This window comes from Virgibacillus halodenitrificans JCM 12304 (assembly GCF_001310895.1).
Taxonomy (GTDB): domain Bacteria; phylum Bacillota; class Bacilli; order Bacillales; family Amphibacillaceae; genus Virgibacillus_Q; species Virgibacillus_Q halodenitrificans.
Window position 1 is genome coordinate 219957 of the sequence record NZ_BAZS01000001.1, and the last position, 20010, is coordinate 239966.

22 protein-coding genes are annotated in these 20010 nt (G+C 34.1%); all 22 read left to right on the top strand.

Going from position 1 to position 20010, the window contains the following annotated elements:
• Window positions 1-608: 608 nt before the first annotated feature.
• The 22 genes from JCM12304_RS00895 (at window position 609) to JCM12304_RS01000 (ending at window position 19916) form a co-directional block, all read left to right on the top strand.
• Window positions 609-1691 carry a DegT/DnrJ/EryC1/StrS family aminotransferase gene (locus tag JCM12304_RS00895; RefSeq protein WP_060678318.1) on the top strand — a complete coding sequence of 361 codons (1083 nt, stop codon included), beginning with the start codon at window positions 609-611 and terminating at the stop codon, window positions 1689-1691.
• On the top strand, window positions 1691-2323 hold the full coding sequence (locus JCM12304_RS00900; RefSeq protein ID WP_060678258.1) for a sugar transferase: 633 nt from the start codon (window positions 1691-1693) through the stop codon (window positions 2321-2323). The genes JCM12304_RS00895 and JCM12304_RS00900 overlap by 1 nt, the downstream gene beginning before the upstream one ends.
• A complete protein-coding gene (locus JCM12304_RS00905; protein ID WP_060678259.1) occupies window positions 2320-3009 on the top strand; it encodes an acetyltransferase in 690 nt (229 codons plus the stop codon). Before JCM12304_RS00900 ends, JCM12304_RS00905 begins: the two co-directional genes overlap by 4 nt.
• A 56-nt stretch (window positions 3010-3065) precedes the next feature.
• Entirely contained in the window at window positions 3066-3389 is a 324-nt protein-coding gene (locus tag JCM12304_RS19825) for a glycosyltransferase family protein (RefSeq protein WP_256200740.1), read from the top strand.
• 98 nt (window positions 3390-3487) lie between these two features.
• The gene (locus tag JCM12304_RS19830; protein WP_256200741.1) at window positions 3488-4267 is read left to right on the top strand and encodes a glycosyltransferase family 4 protein; all 780 of its coding nucleotides are present in this window, start codon (window positions 3488-3490) and stop codon (window positions 4265-4267) included.
• A gap of 19 nt (window positions 4268-4286) precedes the next feature.
• Window positions 4287-5324 (top strand): polysaccharide biosynthesis protein, encoded by a 1038-nt coding sequence (locus tag JCM12304_RS00915; protein ID WP_060678260.1) that lies wholly within the window; start codon window positions 4287-4289, stop codon window positions 5322-5324.
• A 15-nt stretch (window positions 5325-5339) separates the two neighbouring features.
• Complete coding sequence (locus JCM12304_RS00920; protein WP_060678261.1) at window positions 5340-6449, top strand: capsular polysaccharide biosynthesis protein CapF; 1110 nt, start codon at window positions 5340-5342, stop codon at window positions 6447-6449.
• Between the two features lie 3 nt (window positions 6450-6452).
• On the top strand, window positions 6453-7580 hold the full coding sequence (gene wecB / locus JCM12304_RS00925; RefSeq protein WP_060678262.1) for a non-hydrolyzing UDP-N-acetylglucosamine 2-epimerase: 1128 nt from the start codon (window positions 6453-6455) through the stop codon (window positions 7578-7580).
• A 1-nt stretch (window position 7581) separates the two neighbouring features.
• The gene (locus tag JCM12304_RS00930; RefSeq protein ID WP_060678263.1) at window positions 7582-8460 is read left to right on the top strand and encodes a glycosyltransferase family 2 protein; all 879 of its coding nucleotides are present in this window, start codon (window positions 7582-7584) and stop codon (window positions 8458-8460) included.
• Window positions 8461-8515: 55 nt separating this feature from the next.
• Entirely contained in the window at window positions 8516-9736 is a 1221-nt protein-coding gene (locus JCM12304_RS00935; protein ID WP_060678264.1) for a glycosyltransferase, read from the top strand.
• 63 nt (window positions 9737-9799) lie between these two features.
• On the top strand, window positions 9800-11098 hold the full coding sequence (locus JCM12304_RS00940) for a hypothetical protein (protein WP_060678265.1): 1299 nt from the start codon (window positions 9800-9802) through the stop codon (window positions 11096-11098).
• Window positions 11099-11145: 47 nt separating this feature from the next.
• Window positions 11146-12651 (top strand): oligosaccharide flippase family protein, encoded by a 1506-nt coding sequence (locus tag JCM12304_RS00945; RefSeq protein WP_172675232.1) that lies wholly within the window; start codon window positions 11146-11148, stop codon window positions 12649-12651.
• Between the two features lie 43 nt (window positions 12652-12694).
• Window positions 12695-13861, top strand: a complete 1167-nt coding sequence (locus JCM12304_RS00950) for a nucleotide sugar dehydrogenase (protein WP_060678267.1) — start codon at window positions 12695-12697, stop codon at window positions 13859-13861.
• A 428-nt stretch (window positions 13862-14289) separates the two neighbouring features.
• The gene (locus tag JCM12304_RS19835) at window positions 14290-14496 is read left to right on the top strand and encodes a sigma factor (protein WP_060678269.1); all 207 of its coding nucleotides are present in this window, start codon (window positions 14290-14292) and stop codon (window positions 14494-14496) included.
• The gene (locus JCM12304_RS19840) at window positions 14489-14815 is read left to right on the top strand and encodes an RNA polymerase sigma factor (RefSeq protein WP_060678270.1); all 327 of its coding nucleotides are present in this window, start codon (window positions 14489-14491) and stop codon (window positions 14813-14815) included. The genes JCM12304_RS19835 and JCM12304_RS19840 overlap by 8 nt, the downstream gene beginning before the upstream one ends.
• Window positions 14816-15184: 369 nt before the next feature.
• A complete protein-coding gene (locus JCM12304_RS00970) occupies window positions 15185-15712 on the top strand; it encodes a sigma-70 family RNA polymerase sigma factor (RefSeq protein WP_060678271.1) in 528 nt (175 codons plus the stop codon).
• 344 nt (window positions 15713-16056) lie between these two features.
• Window positions 16057-17592, top strand: a complete 1536-nt coding sequence (locus JCM12304_RS00975) for a YifB family Mg chelatase-like AAA ATPase (RefSeq protein ID WP_060678272.1) — start codon at window positions 16057-16059, stop codon at window positions 17590-17592.
• 2 nt (window positions 17593-17594) lie between these two features.
• The gene (locus tag JCM12304_RS00980) at window positions 17595-18149 is read left to right on the top strand and encodes a transposase (protein WP_060678273.1); all 555 of its coding nucleotides are present in this window, start codon (window positions 17595-17597) and stop codon (window positions 18147-18149) included.
• Window positions 18150-18269: 120 nt separating this feature from the next.
• Window positions 18270-18710, top strand: coding sequence for a hypothetical protein (locus tag JCM12304_RS00985; RefSeq protein ID WP_060678274.1), 441 nt, complete (start codon window positions 18270-18272; stop codon window positions 18708-18710).
• Between the two features lie 21 nt (window positions 18711-18731).
• A complete protein-coding gene (locus JCM12304_RS00990; RefSeq protein WP_060678275.1) occupies window positions 18732-19028 on the top strand; it encodes a helix-turn-helix domain-containing protein in 297 nt (98 codons plus the stop codon).
• A 69-nt stretch (window positions 19029-19097) separates the two neighbouring features.
• Window positions 19098-19406 (top strand): hypothetical protein, encoded by a 309-nt coding sequence (locus tag JCM12304_RS00995; protein ID WP_060678276.1) that lies wholly within the window; start codon window positions 19098-19100, stop codon window positions 19404-19406.
• Window positions 19407-19685: 279 nt separating this feature from the next.
• Window positions 19686-19916 (top strand): hypothetical protein, encoded by a 231-nt coding sequence (locus JCM12304_RS01000; protein WP_060678277.1) that lies wholly within the window; start codon window positions 19686-19688, stop codon window positions 19914-19916.
• The last annotated feature ends 94 nt before the right edge of the window (window positions 19917-20010 follow it).

Below are 20010 nucleotides of genomic sequence, written 5' to 3' on the forward strand. Positions count from 1 at the left end.
CTAGAACAATATTGACTTAAATAATTTTGATAGGGTTTGATATGTTACCTTTGGTACCTAAGTTATCTACCCTGCAAGTTGGATGGTTAAACATAGCAATTGAGCTTTTTTATAATTTTTTGTTTGTACATAATTTGAGGCGTCTCGCGGGCACCTAATGACTACTATAGCTACTTCGTAGCTAGTTTACATATATAGGTGATGTGTCCTTACCTTTATCAATGGATGTACTCGGCTGTGCTGTGGATTCAAATACCTTAGACGCGTTTGTTGTCAGGAGTGTGGCGTGAGGCGGGGTTAGATGCCCTGTATTAAAATATTGTAATTGCCTTGCGGGCTGTTTATCGTCTAGCGGTGAACTGTCAGTGAGATGCAGGAAAGAAACAGAGAGAACAGAGTACTGAGGAGTATGATATTGAAACTCACTTATTAAAAATTTCGTATTGAGTACCAGACGTTTTTAGTAGTTTAGCAGTTAATTGGATTAAAACTTAGGGATCCAATTAAGTCTTAATCTACTAAAGTTATTAATTTATTCAAAATAGGAAGGAAGACTCTAATTGGGAACTAATCAAGTAAACGAAAAAATTTATCTTTCCTCACCTCATATGAGTGATCAGGGATATGAAATGCAATATATAAAGGAAGCTTTTGATACAAACTGGATTGCACCCCTTGGTGAAAACGTAAATGGGTTTGAAAGAGAATTAGCTGAAAAAGTGGGTTCTAAAGCTGCTGCAGCACTGTCTTCTGGAACAGCTGCTATTCATCTAGCTCTTAAAGCAGCGGAAGTTGAAGAAGGAGATATTGTATTCTGTCCATCACTTACTTTCTCAGCCACAGCAAATCCTATTATCTATCAAAATGCAATTCCTGTTTTTATAGATAGTGATTTTGAGACTTGGAACATGTGCCCTAAAGCATTGGAAGAAGCTTTTGAGAAATATCCAGAAGTTAAAGCAGTTATTGTAGTTCATTTATATGGTTTATCGGCTGATATGGATAAAATAATGAAGCTATGTAAGAAACATAATGTCGTTGTCATTGAAGATGCAGCAGAGTCGTTAGGTGGTTACTACAAAGGTCAACATACAGGAACATTTGGTGATTATGGCATCTTTTCTTTTAATGGTAATAAAATTATTACTGCTTCCGCTGGTGGGATGTTGGTTTCTAATAATGAAGAGAAAATAGCAAAGGCGAGGTTTTGGGCTACTCAATCAAGAGATCAAGCACGACACTATCAACATAGTGAATTAGGATTTAATTATCGTATGAGCAATGTTGTTGCAGGTATTGGTCGAGGGCAGCTTAAAGTATTAAACGAAAGAGTAGAAAAGAAAAAGTATATATATAATTTCTATAAGAAAGAACTTAGTGAACTTGAAGGTGTTGAGTTTATGCCGATTAATGAGTGGGATGAACCAAACTATTGGTTAAGCTCGATGACTCTTACTGGCAAGGTAAGACCGATTGATATTATAGAGGCTCTTGAAGAAGATAATATAGAATCACGACCTGTTTGGAAACCAATGCATTTGCAGCCATTCTTTGAGAAATACGACTTTGTAGGTGAGGGTATTTCAGAGAAGTTGTTTGAGAATGGTGTTTGCTTGCCTTCTGATACGAAAATTACGGATGGAGAGTTGAAAAGGGTTGTAAAGATTATTAAGGGAGTGTGGATAGAATAATGAATAATTATAAAAGTGGTGTTTATAGAAGGTTTCTAAAAAGACCGATGGATTTTATACTTTCTTTAATTGCTATCATTATTCTTACTCCTTTGTTTTTAATTATTATACTACTAGTTAAGTTTAAACTTGGGAGCCCGGTAATTTTTAAACAAGAGCGACCTGGGTTGAATGAGGAAATATTTACGATGTATAAATTTAGGACGATGACGAATGAAAAAGATGAGAATGGCAATCTTTTACCAAATCATTTAAGGCATACAAGATTTGGAAATGTTTTGCGCTCTACTTCATTAGATGAACTTCCTGAATTATTAAATGTTATAAAAGGTGACATGTCTCTTATAGGACCAAGACCATTATTAATAGATTATTTACCTCTATATAATGAATATCAAAAACATAGACATGATGTAAGACCGGGGCTATCTGGTTTAGCACAAGTAATGGGCAGAAATGCAATATCATGGGAGGAAAAATTCAAATATGATATTGAGTATGTTGAGAATATAACTTTTACTGTAGATTGTCGTTTAATGATAAGAACAATAACAAAGGTCTTTAAGAGAGAAGATGTTAATAATAATGAAAAAATAACTATGGACAGGTTTCGAGGAACAGTGAATAAGTGATTAAAAATAATTTCATGAAAGTTTATTATGAGGTGTTTTTCTATACTATGAAAAAAGAAGAAGTTTATATTGTTGGAGCAGGAACTTATGGGGAAGTAATGTATGAATTAGCTGAATTGTTAGGTTACACCATAGAAGGTTTCTATGATGAGAATGATCAAAAAAAAGGTAAGACAGTAATGAATTCTAAAGTTCTTGGCAGATTATCTGAATTAGAAGAACATGATATAAAGGGTAAAAAATTTGTTATAGCTATCGGCAAAAACTCCACAAGAAATGAATTAATGGATAAAATCAATAAATTTGGTGGAGAGACTCCAACATTAATACATCCTTCGGCAATAATTAGTCCAAGTGCTGAAATTGGGAAAGGTGTATACATACATGCAAATGCATATATCTGGACTAAGGTGAAAATAGGTAACCATTGTATTATTAGTCCTAAAGTTATTATTGCTCATCATACTTCAGTGGGGAAGGCATGTTTAATTTCAACCATGTCAGCAGTAGGGGCATCTGTAACAATTGAAAATGAAGTATTTATAGGGATGGGTAGCACTATTATGACAGGAGTGTCATGTATAGGAGGAAATACCACTATTGGTGCAGGCTCAGTAGTTATTAAAGATGTAGATGATTATAGTGTTTATGCAGGGGTTCCTGCTAAAAGGCTAAGAAGTATATAATTGCTTTAAATAAAAAATTGGATGGTACAAACTTCTCGCAAGGATGGAAAAACATAATGAATATCTTATTTTTATCAATTGGTAGGTTTACTAATGTAGAGGATAAAGGACTTTATACCGATCTTTTAAGAGAATTTAGAGATAATGGTCACAATTTATATGTTGTAAGCCCTAGAGAAAAAAGATTGAAAAAACCAACCGAATATGTAAATGAAAATGGAGTACAGTATCTTAGGGTCAAAATTGGTAATATAACCAAAACCAATGTTGTTGAAAAGGGTATCTCAACGATAATGATAGAAAACTTATTTTTAAAAGCTATTAAGAAGTATATGAACGATATAAAATTTGATTTAGTAATCTATTCAACCCCCCTATAACTTTTGGGAGAGTCATTAGCTATGTAAAGAAAAGAGATAATGCAAAATCATATCTTCTGTTAAAAGATATTTTCCCTCAAAATGCTGTTGATTTAAATATGTTTGGTAAAAAAAGTCTTATATATAAATATTTCAGGTATAAGGAAAAACAGTTGTATGCTCAATCAGACTTTATTGGATGTATGTCACAGGCAAATGTGGATTTTGTCATAAAAAATAATATTGAAATTCCTAATGAATCAGTTGAGGTTTGTCCTAATAGTATAGAGCCTGTAAAGATAGAAAAGAATGTAACCGAAATTAGGGAAATTAGAGAAAAGTATAATATACCTTTCCACAAAACTGTATTTGTATATGGTGGAAATCTTGGAAAACCTCAAGGTATTGATTTCTTAATTGAGTGTTTAAAGGCAAATCAAAATAATGATCAAGTTTATTTTGTAATTGCTGGGTCAGGAACTGAGTTTAATAAACTTAAAGCCTTCTTCAACAATTCAAAATTGACTAATGCGCAGTTGTTCGCGCAACTTCCAAAAAATGATTATGAAATTTTAGCAAATTCATGTGATGTAGGATTAATATTTCTAGATAAGAGGTTTACCATTCCTAATTTCCCTTCGAGAATCTTGTCTTATATGCAATCATCAATGCCTGTGTTAGCTGCAACAGATACAATTACTGATGTTGGACAAGTTATTGAAAAAGGGAAATTCGGATGTTGGTGTGAGAGCAAGAGTGTTAAACATTTTAATGAAAAACTGCAGTTGCTATGCAATAAAGAAATAAGAAATCAAATGGGGATTAACGCTAGAGGTTATTTAGAAAATAATTATACAAGCAAGCACTCGTATGAAATTATTATGAGTCATTTTAAATAAATGAAGAGAGGTAAATATCATGTTTGAAAATAAAACCTTGTTAATAACAGGTGGGACAGGATCTTTCGGTAATGCAGTGATGAAAAGGTTTTTAGATACAGATATAAAAGAAATTCGGATATTTTCCCGAGATGAAAAAAAACAAGATGATATGCGTAAGAAATATAAAAGTGAAAAGTTAAAGTTTTATATCGGAGATGTAAGAGACTTAAGAAGTGTTAAGGATGCTATGTACGGGGTCGATTACATTTTTCATGCGGCTGCTCTTAAACAAGTTCCCTCTTGCGAATTCTTCCCAATGGAAGCTGTGAAAACAAATGTAACTGGTACGGAAAACGTGCTTACCGGAGCAATTCATAGTGGGGTTAAAAAAGTCATATGTCTTTCCACTGATAAAGCTGCTTATCCAATTAATGCGATGGGCATATCGAAAGCAATGATGGAGAAAGTATTTGTTGCTAAATCAAAAACTGTTGACCCAGATAGCACATTGATTTGTGGAACCAGATACGGGAACGTAATGGCTTCACGCGGATCGGTTATTCCGTTGTTCATAGAACAGATTAAAAATGGACAACCATTAACTGTAACGGATCCTTATATGACAAGATTTCTTATGAGCCTTGAAGAAGCAGTTGAACTAGTAGTCTTTGCGTTTCAGCATGCGAAGGCGGGGGATATTATGGTACAAAAATCCCCATCTAGTACAATTGGTGATCTTGCTCTGGCAATAAAGGAACTTTTTAATGCTGAAAATGAAATTAAAATTATAGGTACACGACATGGTGAAAAAAGATATGAAACTCTTCTCACGAAAGAAGAATTTGTAAAAGCTGAAGATTTACCTGGCTTCTATAGAGTATCAGCTGATCAAAGAGATCTTAATTATGATAAATATTTCGCAGAAGGCGATCAAAAGTTGTCTACTGAGGAAGAGTATAATTCACATAATACAAGGATTCTTAACGTGGAGCAGATAAAGGAGAAGTTATTAGAATTAGAATTTGTTAGAAAAGAGTTGGAAGCATGGAAGAATGGAATTCATGTCAAGAACTAAAGGTGGTATTAATTTATGAAAATTCTTGTAACGGGTGCAAAAGGGTTTGTAGGAAAAAACCTTATTGCGGAGCTGAAAAACAAAGGGTATAACGATATACTTGAGTATACTAGGGAAAGCGATCCTTCACTACTTGAGAAATATACAAAAGAATGTAATTTTGTCTTTCATTTAGCTGGGGTTAATAGACCAAAAGATGAAAATGAATTTATGGAAGGTAACTTTGGTTTAACTTCTCAATTACTAGAATTATTAAAGAAACATAACAATAAGGCTCCTGTACTTCTCACTTCTTCTATTCAAGCAGAAAAGGATAACTCCTATGGAAGAAGTAAGAAGGCTGGTGAAGATTTATTATTAAATCATTATTATGAGACTGATACCAAAGTATATCTATATCGATTACCAAATTTATTTGGTAAATGGAGTAAACCAAACTATAATACAGTGGTGGCTACATTTTGTCATAATATAGCTAGTGGCTTAGATATACAAGTTAACAATCCAGATGCAGAGCTTAATCTTTGTTATATAGATGATGTTTTAGAAGAGTTTATTAGGGCTCTTGAGGGACGGCCAACTGTTCAGGATGATTTTTGTGTTGTACCTGTAACACATAATATTACACTTGGAGGTTTAGCGACCCTTATAAAGAGCTTTAAAGAAAGTAGAAAAAATTTAAGTATCCCTAATATGGGGGATGCTCTAACTAAAAAGCTTTATAGTACTTACTTAAGTTTTTTACCTGTAGAACAGTTTTCTTATGATCTTAAAATGAATTCCGATCATAGAGGATCTTTTACAGAGTTTATGAGAACTCCTGAAAGAGGCCAAGTTTCTGTGAATGTGTCGAAACCAGGAATTACAAAAGGAAACCATTGGCATCATACTAAAAACGAGAAATTTCTAGTTGTTAGTGGGGAGGGCTTAGTTCGCTTTAGACAAATAGATTCTGATGAAGTTATAGAATATAGAGTTAGTGGAGAAAAACTACAAGTTGTAGATATTCCAACGGGATATACTCATTCAATTGTAAATGTTGGGGAAAGTGATCTCGTAACAGTAATGTGGGCAAATGAATGTTTTGATCCAGAAAAGCCAGACACTTATTTCGTGGAGGTATAACTATTGAAAAAATTAAAAGTCATGACAGTCGTTGGTACTAGGCCAGAGATTATAAGGTTGTCGGCTGTTATAAATAAATTAGAAGATTCAGATGCAATTGAACATACTCTTGTTCATACGGGACAAAACTATGATTATGAATTAAACGAAGTATTCTTCAAGGATTTTAATTTAAAGAAACCAGATTATTTTCTAAATGCAGCAACTGGAACAGCAGTTGAAACGATTGGAAATATTCTAGTTAAAATAGATCCTATTATGGAAGAAGTAAAACCGGATGCATTTTTAGTACTTGGTGATACAAATAGCTGTCTATGTGCTATTGCAGCAAAAAGACGTCATATTCCTATTTTCCATATGGAGGCGGGGAATAGATGCTTTGACCAACGAGTACCAGAAGAAACTAATAGAAGGATTGTAGATCATACAGCTGATATTAACTTAACTTATAGTGATATTGCTAGAGAATACCTTCTTAGAGAGGGCATCCCATCAGATAGAATTATTAAAACGGGGAGTCCAATGTATGAAGTTCTTAACTCTAGAAAAAAAGATATAGATTGTTCAGATATACTAGAGAGATTGAGCTTAGAAGAAGAGAAATATTTTGTAGTATCAGCTCATAGAGAAGAAAATATAAATTCAGAAATAAACTTCCAGGATCTGGTTGGAAGTTTAAACGCAATTGCTGAAAAATATAATATGCCAGTTATTTTAAGTACACATCCAAGGACTAAGAAAATGATAGAGACTAAAGGAATTGAATTTAATCCTTTAGTTAAAACGATGAAGCCTCTAGGTTTTAATGATTATGTGAAACTTCAAATCAAGGCGAAAGCGGTTCTTAGCGATAGTGGAACCATTAGTGAGGAATCTTCCATCCTTGGATTTAGAGCTCTTAATATTAGGCAAGCACATGAAAGGCCAGAGGCGATGGAAGAAGCATCAGTTATGATGATTGGGCTTGGAAAAGCAAGAATATTACAGGGTCTTCAAGTGTTAGAGACTCAAGAGCGTGATACTTTAAGACGTGTTGAAGATTATAGTATGCCTAATGTGTCAGATAAAGTTTTGAGAATATTAATATCTTATACAGATTATGTGAAAAGGCTTGTTTGGAGGGAAAATTAACATGGCAGAACCATTGGTTAGCGTTGTTATCCCTTTTTATTCAGGAGTAAACTGGCTTAAAGAGGCACTTAACAGTGTGCAAAACCAGACTTATAAAAACATAGAGGTCTTAGTTATTAATGACGGCTCTAAAGAGGATATTAATGAGTTAGTTAGGTTATATAATATAAACATTAATATTATCAATAAAGATAATGGTGGTCCTGCTTCAGCGAGAAATATGGGTATAGAGAAGTCAACAGGTAAATATATTGCCTTTTTAGATTCAGATGACATTTGGCTACCAGATAAATTAAAAAAGCAAATAGAACAAATGGAATTAAGGGCTTATGTATGGAGTCAGCATTCATATGAAATGTTTTGGGAAAATAGCGATAAAACAAAAATAATTAGCACAGATATTTATGAAGGGAGTGTTTACAAAGACTGCTTTGTATCATTCAAAATACAAACTTCATGTGTAGTTGTTTTAAAAAGTATATTAATAGAAAAAAATATTAATTTTCCTTTAGATAAAAGATACGGACAAGATGGCGCATTCTATAAGCAAATTGCTAAACATTACCCCTTAGGCTATATAGATGGTGTGCTTTCTAGGTTCCGCATAAGAGGTACTAATGCAGGATTTAGAGCTAGGATACAAATTAATAGTAAAGCAACTACTTGGAAAGAAATTAAAGACAATAAGAGTGATTTGTATTTCCTTCCAAACGGAATTATCCTAGCATATAGGTTGTCGCACTTTTTGAATAAATTCATAGTCTGGACCAATAAACATGTATTAAGAGGAAGAAACGAAGCTAGTATTGAATGGTTATCTAAGTTAATGTATGTATTTCCATATTCTATTTTTAAAATGTACTCAAAGAAATCAAGATGATATAGTTCTATAATTTTCTTTGAAAATATATTTTATAAACTAAGGAGAATTTAAGGTGGATATTCTTTATATTAGTTCCGCTTGTAGTGAACAAACTTTAAAAGATATGAGTAATAAATATATGAGAGGTAAACCATTAAAAGCACCTCAGCAAACTTTTGATTTATCAGTTGCAATTGGCATGTCTAAATATGTTAATGTTGATTTAATCTCCCTACCCCCAGTACCTTCTTATCCAAATAGTAAATGTATCATCTTCCCTAAGAAGGTAGAAAGGTATAATGAGAACGTAAATATAAAATATATACCCGTAATAAATTTACCATTAGTAAAATCTTTATGTATTGTATTTTTCACACTATATAAAATCGTGGTATGGAGTAAAAAATGTAAAAACGAGAAATTCATTGTCTTACATTGGCCATACTTTCCAACTATGCTAGCTGCTTATATTGCTAAATATTTTACTAAAAATAAAGTTATATTGACAGTTCCAGATTTGCCAACTTATTCTGCAAACTATAATGGAAGTTCTAGTTTTAAAGCTAAATTAAGATTGTCTGTGAATAAACTAAAGCCTAATCTGATAAACAAGTTTGAAGGTTATGTTTTATTAACGAAATATATGAGGGAAAAGTTAGACATTTTGGATAAGCCATATACAATTATGGAAGGTCTTATTAGAGAAGAAAATATTCTACAAAATAATACTTTAGAACAAAAATATCCAGTTAAAGTTATAATGTACGCCGGTGCTGTGTATAAAAAATTCGGTTTACAAAAATTAGTAGAAGCCTTTCATAAGCATGTAAATGAAGAGTGTGAATTATGGATTTATGGTTCAGGAGATTTTGTTACAGAACTTAATAAGTATGAGAAAATAGATAAAAGAATCAAATATATGGGAGTTAAATTTAGGGATGAAATTTTAGAAGCCGAAAAGAAGGCAACATTACTAATAAACCCGCGTCCTTCTGGTGAAGATTTTACCCGATACTCTTTTCCATCTAAAACGCTTGAGTACCTTGGATCAGGTACACCATTACTCTCCACAAAGCTTAAAGGGATACCATTAGAATATTATGAGCATCTATTATGGATAGAAGAAGAAACAGCTGAAGGAATCGGAGAAGATTTGAACTTTCTACTAGCAAAGGGAGAGAAATGGCTTCATGAAAAGGGGAAAAATGGTCAAGAATGGGTAAGGAATAATAAAAATACAAATACACAAACCCAAAAAATTATAGACTTGCTTAAAAGTATGGTCAATAAATAATAAAACATCACTCTCAGAATAACTGCGGATGAATGGTCTATAACTATAATAAGGAATGTTACAATGAATTTAGAAAATACTTTTTCAAGAGGGAAAAATAGCCACATATTAGGTTTAATAATGTTCTTTTATTTAATGTTTACAGTATTTTTGTTTGAATTTGGGCCGTGGCCATGGCCGGTAGAGAATAAAGTATTACTTTATTCATATTTAATTATTAATAATTTCCTTTTACTACTTGGATATTTTATAGGAATAAATACAAAAAGAATATCTAGATCTAATATGAACTATGAAACTTGGTTTAAGTTGTCATTACTGATAAGTATTGTTTTATTGGTACCAACATCTCTTACTAGGACCGGTCAATTATTCCCAAGTTTTGTAGGTGTACTCGAAAATCTGGGAAATGCTTATTTTGAAACTAGACAAATTAGACAGGAAAATAGTTCTGTAGTTGAGTATATACGAATGTTGTTCTCACCAATTTTATTTTCGTTATACCCGTTAACACTTTACTATTGGAGTGAAATAAGAAAAAGATATAAATATATATCTTTAATTGTGTGTATATTGTATCTATTAATATCCATTAATATGGGGATTAATAAAGTAGTAGTTGATTATTTGATAATCTTATTTGTAATAATTACTATTAAGAAATTTAATCTATTTAAAAAAAATATAGACATAAAACATCTTATTAAAAAAACTATTATTGTATTTACTCTTGTGGTAATTTGTACTCAGTTCCTCAGTTACTTTCAATCTACCCAGGAATCTAGAGTTGGTGAACATGTTGGTGAGTATAATCATAGGGTAGGGATATATTCCAATGAAAACGCACTTTTGATTAAATATTTACCAAAGGAGATACAAGCAGGGACTATACAATTATCTTCATATATTACCCAAGGATACTATGGATTGAGTCTGTCGATGAAAGAAGACTTCAGTTGGACTTATGGGGTAGGTAGTTCAATTTTTGTTATGAAGAATATTGAAAGTTTGTTCGATGTAGATATTGAATCTAAGACTTATCCTTTTAAAACAATTAAGTATGGCTGGGACCCCTATATAAAATGGTCTTCAATTTATTCGTGGTTAGGTTCAGATATTACATTTCTTGGAGTTTTCGTTTTTATAACGATAATTGGTTACCTTTTTGGGTTGGCTATCAATGATTTGGTGAACAATAGAAACTTTTTGGCAGTTCCATCATTATGCCAGCTAAGCATATTAATATTCTATATTCCTGCAAATAATCAAGTTATGCAGTCAGGTGAAGCCTTTTTTGGATTTTTCATGACCATAACTATATGGCTGTTTTCTAGAAAATATAAACTAGTATTAAATAAATGAAAGGATTGATAATTACGTCCTCTTCTCGAAAAAAGTTATATCAAAAAATGTTTCGTAATTCTTCATTTAATGTCATAGCAACTTTAATTAATATAGTTACATTCGTATTTTTGACCCCATTTCTAATTTCGCAATTAGGGGTTGAAATATATGGGGTTTATTTAACTATTACAGCTATTACTGGTTTTATGTCTATAATGGATTTAGGAATAGCTGGTTCATCAGTGAGGCAGTTTTCCCATTATTATGCTCTGAAGGATTTCAAGAAATTTAATATAGTGTACTCCTTATCAATGTTAATATATGTAATATTAGGGTTAATTATCTTTTGCATAATCTACATAATAGTCAATACTAATTTCATAACCTTGCTTTTTGATCAAGAAAATTTGAACTTTGATAATTTAAAGATAGCTTTACTCCTATCTTCAGGAACTGTATTTTTAAATATGGTATTGCTAGTTAACTCAAATGTATCAATGGCTTTGCAAAAAAATCATTATTATGCACTTGGAAAAATAATTATAACTATTACGGAAGCATTGTTTGCAGTGATATTTGTAACTTTAAATTATAATATAATTGGTCTTGTTATAGCAAAACTCATTAGTATATTTACAGGTGTAATAGTGTTCCAAATAATAAATAAAAAATTAGTTAAGAGTATTAGAGTAGTTTTTATATTCGATAAGGTTTTATTAAAGGACCTAGTATCATTTGGATTTTATAATTCAATATCACAATTGTCCAATGGACTGATCGGTCAGTTAGATAAAATAATAATAAGTTCATTTTTAGGTCCTGAATTTGTTACATATTATTCAATACCAATGTCTGTTACTCAAAGAATTCATGGTCTAGTGGCAACTGCATCAAATGTTATTTTTCCAGTTACTTCTCAATTGCAAGCCACAAATAAATTAGATGTAATAAAAGATTTATATAAAAGAACTCAGAATTTTGTATTGGTTATAAGTAGTATTTTAATAATCCCATTCGTTCTTTTTGCTCATGATATATTAAGTATATGGTTAGGGAACCAATTTGCTACTCAAGCAACTGATATTTTCATAATTATATTAATATCTTATATTGTTATAGGTAGTAATATTCCTACCTATTTTATGTTTAATGGTCTGAATCTACCGAAATATAATGCAATATACTCCTTAATAACAGCAGTAATTAAAACTATGTTTACGTTAATACTTATAAATTATATAGGGATTTTAGGAGCAGCAGTCTCATTACTTATTAGTACTATTAGTGTTCCTATATTTATTTATGTTTTTGAACGGAAGATTTCATCTAATAGGTTTCATTTTTTATTTAAGGGATATTTTCCCGTTAGTATAGCACTCACAATAATTTTAATGCTCAAAAAGTCTATTTTTAATAATATTGATAGTTTATTATTACTTATTTTTTCATCGGTATTTTTTATGGGAGTATATTGTCTCCTGTTGTATCTTATTGGTTATTTTCGTATAAATAATTTAGTATTTACAAAACCGTTAGAAAATAATTTGTTAAAACGTATATTTAAAAGGTGAACTAATATTTAGGAGATTCTAAAATAAAGGTGTGTAGCAAGAAATGAAAATAACAATCGCTGGAACAGGTTATGTTGGTTTATCCAATGCAATATTGCTTGCCCAACATAATGAGGTTATTGCCCTTGACATTATACAAGAAAAAGTAGATATGATTAATAATAAAAAATCTCCTATCATTGATAATGAGATTGAAGAATATTTAGCAAAAAAAGAACTCAACCTAACTGCAATAACTGATAATTATAAAGCATATAAAGATGCTGATTACGTAATTATTTCAACACCTACAAATTATGACTCAGAGAAAAACTATTTTAATACTAGAACAGTTGAAGCAGTGATCGCAAATGTTTTGTCTATTAATCCGGATGCGGTAATGGTAATCAAGTCTACAGTACCTGTTGGTTATACTGAAAAAATAAAAGAGAAATTTGAAACCGAAAATATTATTTTTTCACCTGAATTTTTACGTGAAGGAAAGGCTTTGTGGGATAATTTACACCCATCTCGTATAATTGTTGGTGAAGAATCTGCCAGAGCTCAAGTATTTGCTGACTTACTAATTCAAGGAGCTATTAAGGAAGATATTCCTGTGTTATTTACCAATTCAACAGAAGCAGAAGCTATTAAACTATTTGCCAACACTTATCTTGCGATGAGAGTCGCATTTTTTAATGAACTTGATTCCTATGCAGAGGTAAGAGGCTTGTACAGTAAGCAAATTATTGATGGGGTTGGTTTAGATCCCCGTATAGGTAATCATTATAATAATCCTTCTTTTGGTTATGGTGGTTACTGCCTACCGAAAGATACGAAGCAGTTATTAGCTAATTATGAAGATGTCCCAAATAATATAATGACAGCAATAGTTGATGCAAATAGAACGAGAAAAGATCACATTGCTGAAATGATTATTAAAGAGAATCCTAAGATTGTAGGAATTTATAGGCTAACTATGAAAATGAATTCTGATAACTTTAGACAATCTGCTATCCAAGGAGTTATGAAGCGTATTAAAGCTAAGGGGATTGAGGTTGTTGTATATGAGCCAGCAATTCTAGAGGAGACATTCTTTAATTCTAGAGTAATTAATGACTTTGAAGAGTTTAAGAGAGTGTCAGATGTTATTGTTGCAAATCGATTGTCTGATGACTTACGTGATGTAAAAGATAAGGTTTATACTAGAGATTTATTTAGTAGGGATTAAAAAACTTACCCGCCAGGCCTGAATTGTTTGGCGGGCAGAACTTGGGGTGCCTGGTGTATGAAATACTAGGATGGGAATAAAAAAAGCCCCCAGCAAACTTCAACTACTGTAAGATTAAAGTACCTAACAGAAGGCTTCAATCAAACTAACAAATGGAGGTTGAAGTTATGGGAACTCAAAAGCTTACTTATAATAATATCCAAGGACGGAAAGGAAGTCAATTCAGGGATCAACTTAGGGGTTTGAATTTGGAACAGGTATTGTTCATTCCGATAGATGCAGCTATAGTTTTGGGTGCCTGTCACTCCTCGGATTATGTAATATTTTGTCGAAGGAATCTTTCATGAATAGCTTCCTTTTATCGAACGTATGATCTATGATTTAATTAATACAATTTTATTATAGAACGTAGCTGGGAGCCAATGTAGATGAGAGAGCGTTTGACTTTTGAAGAAATCGTGAAACAAAATGAGCGTCGTATTCACTATTATATCCATAAACTAAACTTACACGATCCTTACAAGGAATATTTTAACGAAGGCTTGATTGCAATGTGGCGTGCGTATGAGAGCTATCATCCTGACAAAGGGCCACTTGCAACATATCAACTTCATGATTCGAAACCGTTTGATTGATCAATTACGAAAAAATAAAAGACAAGAAAATAACGAGCGAGCTAGTAGTCAACAGTTGATGAACAAACTGGATGAGACAGATTATTATGGCTGTATGGAAGACGCTAACTCAATGATGGTTGCGGAAGATTCACCGGTTTATAATTACATCCAGGGACGGACAGAGTCATTTTCAAATAATCAAAAGAAGTGGTTGCGTTTTTATATTGGTGAAGGGATGTCCATTAAGGAGATTGCTGAACAAGAAGGTGTAAGTGATGATGCGGTCAAGAGCTGGGGAAGGCAAGCAAGGAAGAGGTTGCGTGAGGGACCGTGGTAAGTTAAGCGCTAAATTGTAGTTTGGATACCAGTCACTTCCAGGGTGTCGTCTTAGGATCGTTGTAGTTTGGGGAGAGGGGCTTAAAGTATATGACTTTGCCACGCATTAATTTTCTGGCTTGGCTTCCACTGTTCCTCTCTTTTATTTCAGGTAGATTTTTCGAACAATAGAAATGGATCCTCTGTACATCCGTATCTCAGCTTTCTCTTTTTTGCTATCTCGCATTAAGTTTTGGGTGCCTGTCACTCCTCGGATTATGTAATATTTTGTCGAAGGATTCTTTCGTGAATAGCTTCCTTTTATCGAACGTATGATCTATAATTTAATTAATACAATTTTATTATAGAACGTAGCTGGAGGCCAATGTAGATGAGAGAGCGTTTGAATTTTGAAGAAATCGTGAAACAAAATGAGCGTCGTATTCACTATCATATTCATAAACTAAACTTACACGATCCTTACAAGGAATATTTTAACGAAGGCTTGGTGGCAATGTGGCGTGCGTATGAGAGCTATCATCCTGACAAAGGGCCACTTGCAACATACTTCAACTTCATGATTCGAAATCGTTTGATTGATCAATTACGAAAGCAGAAAAGACAAGAAAATAACGAGCGAGTTAGTAGCCAACAGTTGATGAACAAATTTGGTGAGACAAATTATTACGGCTGTATGGAAGACGCTAACTCAATGATGGTTGCGGAGGATTCACCGGTTTACAATTACATCCAGGAACGGACAGAGTCATTTTCAGATAATCAAAAGAAGTGGTTGCGTTTTTATATTGGTGAAGGGATGTCCATTAAGGAGATTGCTGAACAAGAAGGTGTAAGTGATGATGCGGTCAAGAGCTGGGGAAGGCAAGCAAGGAAGAGATTGCGTGAGGGACCGTTGTAAGTTAAGCGCTAAATTGTTGTTTGGATGCCAGTCACTTCCCGGGTATCGTCAAAGGATCGTTGTAGTTTGGGGGGCTAATAAAGTTAAAGTATATGACTTTGCCACGCATTAATTTTCTGGCTTGGCTTCCACTGTTCCTCTCTTTTAATTCAGGTAGATTTTCGAACAAAAGAAATGGATCCTCTGAGATTCGTATCTCAGCTTTCTTTTTTGCTATCTCGCAAAAAGTGAATTGCTTTTTTTATTCGAAATAAGCGAACAAATGTTCTTTACATTCTTTCTGAATTGATATACCTTATTTACAACCACAAAATAATCAAAATATTGCAGAAAGGAAAATGCCTATGGCTACGATTGCGTTAAGTGTTGGTTTGAAGGGGATGGAAGGCTATCTTGTTCAGGTGGAGGTACAGTTGCTGCCAGGGTTGGAAAGTGTAAGTATTATAGGTCTTCCGAATGCTGCAGTGGAGGAATCCAAAGACCGTGTGATGGCGGCATTGTATGCGAATGATTGCCAGGTTCCGGACAAAAAGATTATTGTTCATTTATCACCTGCAGAGCAAAAGAAAAACAGTCCGGTTTTTGACTTGGCAATGGCCATTGGCATCATGAAAGAAGCAGGCGATATTAAGCATCCACTCCCAAATGATGCTGCCTATTTAGGTGTTTTGTCTCTGGATGGCAGTATTAAGTCGGTTGATGGGATGTTGCCCGCCATTCTTGCTGCGAAGAAAGAAAAAGTGAAGATTCTTTATTTACCTAAGATGGCAGATTTTCCGCTCACTGAGGTGAAAGGAATGGAGCTTCGCTTTGTGGAGACGCTTCAGGAAGTAATAGAATCTTTTTCAGGACAATTAAGCTTAACCTCTGCCTTTACTCTACCTAACCCCCCAGAAACTTTTGATGATGAAATCCTCTACGATAAAGACTTCAAAGATATTCTCGGACATACCCATGCCAAAAGGGCACTTGAGATTGCCGCAGCAGGAGGGCACAATGTGTTAATGATTGGTCCTCCAGGTTGCGGGAAGAGTTTGTTAGCTGAAACATTTCCATCTATTCTTCCACCATTAAAACAGGAAAGCCAGTATGATGTAATGAGCATTTATCAATTGGCATGCATCAGCTATTCCAATTATAAGATACCTCCATTTCGTAATCCACATCATTCTGCTTCGGCCGTTTCTCTAGTCGGTGGTGGGACCAATCCCAAACCAGGTGAAGTAACACTTGCACATCGTGGTGTACTATTTCTGGATGAGATGGCGGAATTCCCTAAACGTACGCTGGACATGCTTCGTCAACCGATGGAAAGTGGGAAAGTAACGATAAGCCGTGCTGCATCCACCGTGACCTACCCTGCTGATTTCCTTTTGATTGCAGCAATGAATCCATGCCCATGTGGCTACTTTGGTTCCAGACATTACTATTGTACATGTTCTCCCAAACAAGTTAATGCATATACCAACCGGGTATCGGGTCCAGTGGAGGATCGGATGGATATTATCCTGAAGTTGGGAAATGTTTCGCTCGATAGGGAAAGCAGAGAAGCAAATGAGCATTCTGCCGAGATACGAGAACGCGTGTATCAGGCAAGGGAAATTCAGTATAAGCGCTATGGAGGAGAAGTACATAATGCGGTAGTATCGAATGAACAGTTATTGCGTTACAGTGTTCTCTCTGAAGCCCAACAGCACATGCTGCGCCAATGGGCGAGTGAGCAACATTGGAGTACAAGGGTGCAGGTGAAGATAGTAAAGCTTGCCCGTACGATTTCTGATTTAAACGGGGAAGAAGGGATTTCCAATGAAGCCCTATGGGAAGCAGTAAATATCAGAAGAAATGATCATCGAAAAGCTGGGAAAGGAATGGTGAAATAACGTTGGCCAGGAAGAAACGAATATGGATTCCTCATGCCTATTACCACGTAGTCTGTCGCGGTAATCGAAGGGATGCCCTTTTTAAAGACACCGGTGATTTTAAAACATTCCTTTACATCCTCGATCAGGTTCATAAAAAGGTCCCTTTTGAACTGGTAACCTACTGCCTCATGACAAATCATTTTCATCTACAGCTCCGATCTACCGAACAGCCGCTTTCCAAAGTAATGTCCCTCATTAATAAACGTTATGCCGATTACTATAATACAAAGTACCGACTTACTGGACATGTTTTCGAGAAGCGATACTATGACAAGATCATTGATTTTCCAGCCGGAATGCTGGAGGTCAGTCGCTACATCCATCGCAATCCCTTGGAAGCAGAAATGGTGCAAAAGCCAGAAAGCTATCCATGGAGCAGTTATAGATATTACTTGCATGCGACTCGCCATGGAAAACTTCATATGGCGACTATACTCGATCATTTCTCTGGAGAAGAATGGGAGAAGCGGAGGAAGTATCGGGAGTATGTGGAAGTCGGGACTACATATGAATAAGGTAGTTATGAGGGTGCTATCGTCATTCAAACCTTACCGTTTGTTATAGGTCAGAAGACATTGAGTTTCAGTAGCATAAATGCTATCATAAAACTATAATATATAGAGGGATAATAAAAAATGTCTGATAAATTTACAATTGTATATGTGGGTAATGTAAATGAGTTTGAAGAACATCTTTTATATAAATCTGAACAGGAGATAAGAAAGGAAAAGCCGGGATTGTGGTGTAAAACGGCAGATCAGTATGTTCGGCAACTTTCTATCATTGGTATCAATCCATACCCGGAAAGTGCGTTGGATGACACAATAGCAGATAATACACCTCCTATGGTTAAGCATATAAATAAAAACACCGAATATGAGAACTTTTATAGATGGGGAATACAAGGTGGCAGAACGGGGAATCATCGTATCATTTATGCAATCCATAATTTCCATAAGGTTATTCTTCTTCACCACTTTGACAAAAGATATAACGGACTTATTAAGCGCAAGGAGCTAATACCTGCTGAATTGAATTATAAAGACTATTGCCTCGATGAGCCAAATCTATATTAAATTCGAATGGAGATGAAGTTTATGAGTGAATTTTTTAAAAAATATTCTAAGATTCGTGGAGAAAACCATGTACAAGGCCTTCAATTGGAAGGGGTAATAGCTGCACAAATCAAAACAAATCGCCAAAAACTAAAAATGTCTCAACAGGAACTCGCCGATTTAGCTGGTGTTCCCAAATCTACTATAGGCAGGATAGAGGCGGGGATAACTAGTCCTAAAGTAGAAACTTTACTGAAAATATCCAAGGCATTGGAAACGCCGTTTATTATTGATGGAACAACAGATGGGGAGGGCCGCAATTTGTATGTGCAAACTTAATTGCTGCGGTGAGTCCTGTTTGGGGTGCCTGCCACTCTCGGATTAAAAAAGAAGGAGGAGTTGTCCTTCATGAAGATTTATGTGAAAAATGATGATGGGAAAATGTATGAAGCTTTCCAGGTAGATAAAAACACCTATACGTTTAAAACAGAAAATAAAACATTTGAACTCTCGCTTACTGAAGCGGAAGCTCCATATAATTTGCTAGTACTTTCCGAAAAACACAGGAAGGCTATAACAAAGGAAATATTTGCAAACAAGGAAATAGTGGAGCAGTTAAAAGATGCCAAAAGACATAGAGATAAGAACTTTTCATATTATAGTGGGGATGAAGCGGAATTCAATAAATTAGTGGACGAAATGAACAGTAATGGGTAGTGGAGGAGAACGATGAGGCATATCGTTCGAATAGTTATCGGGCATAGTACTAAATGAGAAGAACGAGCATGTTAGAACGGATAAGCTGCTTGGGTATTTTTCGGAGTCGGTAAGGGAGAAGTATCGAGAATATGTGGAAGGAATTTTGTTGGACTAATCTTTCCTTTACTTTAAGTAGTACATCTTTTTGTTGAAATAGCACAGGTATTTTATAGTTGTTTTATATTCTGTGTGAAATTATTTATAATGAATCTAAATACAATAAAATAGGTGATGAAGATGAGACCTATAAAAATTGAACATGAGGATATTAAAAAAGTAATTCAATCTGATCATCCGTACATCCAGGTCGGAACTAGAAAATTCCTTCTCTTGGAAGTGGAGGAGGCGAATAGCAATGACTGCTATGAAGTTACAGATTCGGAAGAGCAAATGTTGTTAATGGCGGCACTGGATGATAAAAATCCGGTATTATCCGAGGATGAAATAAAAAATATGTTAGGAAGTTAACGTATGAAAGTCCTATGGAGATAATCGGCTATCGAATCTTTATTGGAATTAGACCGGTGGAGAAGTACAGTTGAGTTGCCACCAATAACGAAAT